Source organism: Bacillus sp. MBGLi79, from assembly GCF_002953915.1.
The window spans coordinates 2,403,082-2,406,248 of the sequence record NZ_CP026521.1 but is presented as its reverse complement, the minus strand read 5'-3'; the positions used below and the strand labels follow the sequence as shown (position 1 = coordinate 2,406,248).

1 protein-coding gene is annotated in these 3,167 nt (G+C 40.4%); it reads left to right on the top strand.

What is annotated here, in order from left to right; all coding sequences use genetic code 11:
• The first annotated feature begins 294 nt into the window (after positions 1–294).
• On the top strand, positions 295–2,895 hold the full coding sequence (gene ppsA / locus C1T29_RS11845; RefSeq protein WP_103749683.1) for a phosphoenolpyruvate synthase: 2,601 nt from the start codon (positions 295–297) through the stop codon (positions 2,893–2,895).
• The last annotated feature ends 272 nt before the right edge of the window (positions 2,896–3,167 follow it).

The following is a 3,167-nucleotide window of genomic DNA, read 5'->3' as shown; positions in this document are numbered from 1 at the left end:
ATAGCTCTATGTATAAGACAGTCTTTGACTGATAAAGTTTATAGGATCGAAACTTATGACTCGAAGTTTCTTACACAAAAAATAAGTCTAATTTATGAATGGGGGACTAAAAGAACAAAGAGAAAGAACCTGGTGAAATTGCCCAGGTTCTTTTTATATTGCACAAAAACAGACACGGTGATATAATCACACTACGTGCGCTTCCTAGTTAAAAGTCATAGTTATCCATCTTATAATTTTATTATATCCTACTGGGAAGCTCTTGTCAATATTTTTTTAAAGGGGAGATGTAGAATGAGTTCTTTCGTTCTCGGTTTACACGAAATTGAAAAAACACAGCATTCGCTCGTTGGAGGAAAAGGAATAAATTTAGGAGAATTATTAAAAATTCAAGGAATACAAGTACCAGAAGGATTTTGTGTTACAACAAGAGGATTCCAAAAAGCCATTGAACAAAACGAAACGTTACATGCGATGTTGGATCAATTGGCCATGCTAAAAGTTGATGACCGAGATCAAATTGGTAACATCAGCCGGAAGATTCGGCAAATCATTATGGAAGTAGATATTCCTTCCGATGTTGTGAAAGCAGTGGCTCACTATCTCTCCCAGTTCGGTGAGGAACATGCCTATGCCGTGCGTTCAAGTGCGACTGCTGAAGATTTACCACATGCCTCTTTTGCCGGTCAACAAGATACCTACTTAAATATTATCGGCGTCGATGCAATCTTGCAGCATATCAGCAAATGCTGGGCTTCCCTATTTACGGATCGAGCGGTAATCTACCGCATGCAAAATGGATTCGACCACAGCCAAGTCTATTTATCCGTTATCGTTCAAAGGATGGTTTTCCCTCAGGCTTCGGGGATTTTATTTACCGCTGATCCGATTACCTCTAACCGAAAGGTGTTATCCATCGATGCCGGCTTTGGACTTGGTGAAGCATTGGTCTCCGGCTTGGTATCTGCCGATTGTTATAAAGTACAGGATGGGCAAATCGTCGATAAGAGAATAGCAACTAAAAAAATAGCTATCTATGGACGGAAAGAAGGCGGAACAGAAACACAGCAAATCGAGCCTGATCAGCAAAAGGCTCAAACGCTGACTGATGAACAAATTTTACAGCTTGCACGCATCGGAAGACAGATCGAAGCTCATTTCGGCCAGCCGCAAGATATCGAATGGTGTTTGGTCCGAGATACTTTTTATATTGTACAGAGTCGTCCAATCACTACTTTATTCCCCATCCCTGAAGCGAGTGACCAAGAAAATCACGTCTATATTTCTGTAGGTCATCAACAAATGATGACGGATCCCATAAAACCACTGGGATTGTCTTTTTTTCTGTTGACGACCGCTGCACCAATGCGTAAAGCCGGTGGAAGGCTATTTGTTGATGTCACACATCAACTGGCATCCTCTGACAGCAGAGAAGTTTTCTTAAAAGGCATGGGACAGCACGATCAGCTCTTAAAAGACGCACTTATGACTCTAATAAAGCGACGAGATTTCATAAAATCGATACCAAATGATAAAACAGCACCAAATCCCAGCAGAGGCAATGCAGATTTGCCGGCTCAAGTTGAAAACGATCCGACAATCGTGTCAGATTTGATTGAGAGCAGTCAAACATCAATAGAAGAGTTAAAACAAAACATCCAAACGAAATCAGGATCAGATTTATTTCGTTTTATTCTGGAAGATATCCAGGAATTAAAGAAGATTTTATTTAACCCAAAAAGTTCGGTTCTGATTCGATCTGCTATGAATGCTTCATTATGGATTAACGAAAAAATGAACGAGTGGTTAGAGGAAAAAAACGCAGCAGATACGCTTTCTCGATCTGTACCCCATAATATTACGTCAGAAATGGGTCTTGCGCTATTGGACGTCGCAGATGTGATTCGTCCTTATCCAGAGGTAATTGCTTATTTACAAGATGTCAAAGATGATCACTTTTTGGATGAGCTGGTCAAGTTTGAAAATGGACAGGAAATTCAAGACGCGATCTATGCTTACCTCAACAAATACGGAATGCGATGTGCCGGAGAGATTGATATTACAAGAACTCGATGGAGCGAAAAACCAACTACACTTGTCCCGATGATTCTTAATAATATTAAAAATTTTGAGCCTAATGCCGGCCAGCGGAAATTTGAGCAAGGGCTAGAGGAGGCTTTAAAGAAAGAACAAGAGTTATTAGATCGCTTAAAACAATTGCCCGATGGTGAACAAAAAGCCAAAGAAACCAAACGAATGATCGACATCATCCGGAATTTCAGCGGATTCAGGGAATATCCAAAATACGGAATGGTTAATCGCTATTTTGTTTATAAGCAGGCTTTACTGAAAGAAGCCGAACAACTCGTAGAAATGGGCGTTATTCATGAAAAAGAAGATATATACTATCTTACTTTTGAAGAGCTTCACGAAGTCGTACGCACAAATAAACTTGATGATCAAATTATCAGCAAACGAAAAGACGAGTACACATTATATGAAAAACTTTCTCCACCACGTGTTATCACGTCTGATGGTGAGATCATTACAGGCGAATACAAGCGAGAGAATCTACCAGCCGGAGCAATTGCAGGTCTCCCTGTTTCCTCGGGAGTGATAGAGGGGCGAGCACGTGTCATTTTAAACATGGAAGATGCAGATCTAGAAGATGGAGATATATTAGTCACCTCCTTTACTGACCCAAGCTGGACACCATTGTTTGTATCCATAAAAGGCCTGGTCACCGAAGTTGGTGGACTGATGACCCATGGAGCTGTTATAGCGCGCGAATATGGCTTGCCTGCAGTTGTTGGCGTTGAAAATGCTACGCAACTGATAAAAGATGGGCAACAGATTCGCGTTCATGGTACAGAAGGCTACATTGAAATACGATAATGGCTGATGGGTATAGCGAGCCATTAGATATTTTTCCATGTTCTCTATCTAGAAGCTGCTGATGGACTTAGCATTTATACCAAGAAAAGCCGGAACCTCTTAGAGGAGATCCGGCTTTTTATTTTAAATTGGTGTAGTGTGAGAAAGCCGATTTTGCGGGCGACAACTTTTTAAAGTGAATTTTTTTATTATCAGCATTTAAACTGAGCTTACTTTTTGTTCCTGTTGAATATAAAGAACGGCTTTAAAGGAAATTGAACAACAGTGAATCA

Excerpts from the sequence above, each read along its gene's own strand:
- ppsA (WP_103749683.1), top strand. The coding sequence starts at position 295 with ATGAGTTCTTTCGTTCTCGGTTTACACGAAATTGAAAAAACACAGCAT.